General features: G+C 45.1%; 1 protein-coding gene. It reads left to right on the plus strand.

Annotation, left to right across the window (positions count from 1 at the left end; all coding sequences use genetic code 11):
* Positions 1-179: 179 nt before the first annotated feature.
* The gene (locus NFS18_RS19330) at positions 180-995 is read left to right on the plus strand and encodes a hypothetical protein (RefSeq protein ID WP_331477782.1); all 816 of its coding nucleotides are present in this window, start codon (positions 180-182) and stop codon (positions 993-995) included.
* Positions 996-1029: the final 34 nt, after the last annotated feature.

The raw sequence follows: 1029 nt of genomic DNA on the forward strand, positions 1-1029 counted from the left end.
GGTCGTTGTGGCAAGGAGTTATTGACCGCAAAGCTTATATTGTCAAGTGGTGAATACGGATAATTGCGGAAGAACCCAAAGCTTGATAATAATCAGAAGGAACCTTTGACAGTTATTCATGGCAGTTGATTGAAAATAAGCAGAAATTTATTGGTCAGATTATGACGAGCAAATCCCCGGTGCGTAGCTGTGAGGACGTGGACGAGGCGGCGCTCACTTATGCGGAGGTGAAAGCCCTGGCTACCGGGAACCCGTATATTAAAGAAAAGATGGATCTCGACATACAGGTATCAAAGCTGAAACTGATGAAGGCGAACCATACCAGCCAGAAATATAAACTTGAGGATAATATCGCAAAGCACTACCCGCAGCAGATAGCCATTCTGAAAGAGAGGATAGACGGCATGGAAGCTGACATTCAGACCGCAAAGACAAATCTTCCGGCAGATAAAGAGAAGTTTTTTATGAAAGTCGGGGATAAGCCTTATACAGACAGAAAAGAAGCCGGAACCGCACTTGTGGAGATGTGCAAGGAGATGAAAACCGTCAATGTGCCTGCAACAGTCGGGGAATATGCAGGGTTTAAAATAGCGGTGTCCTTTGATTCGTTCAACCATAAATTTGTGATGAACTTAAAAGGGCAGCTTTCCCACAACTTGGAAGTCGGCTCTGACCCTCTCGGCAATATTGCCCGTATCAACCATGCTTTAGAATCCATGCCAAAACAGCTTTCTGAAGCACAGACAAAACTGGAAAACGTAGAGCGACAACTTGAAACCGCAAAAGTGGAGGTCACAAAGCCGTTTGCTCAGGAAGCGGAGCTTGCGGAGAAGCTGGAACGACTCTCTGCTTTAAATGCCCTGCTTAACATGGATGAAAAGGGCGATGATGCACTCGGTATGGACGATGTGCCGGAGGAAGAAAGCGAAGGGCAGGAAACTTCTGGACATGATCGAGCTGTTGACAAACCTCTTGCCAAAAAGATTTACATATAAGAAAATATATGTATAGATTAATCCTTGGGGTGAT

Source organism: Mediterraneibacter agrestimuris (genome assembly GCF_943193195.1).
Lineage (GTDB): Bacteria > Bacillota > Clostridia > Lachnospirales > Lachnospiraceae > Schaedlerella > Schaedlerella agrestimuris.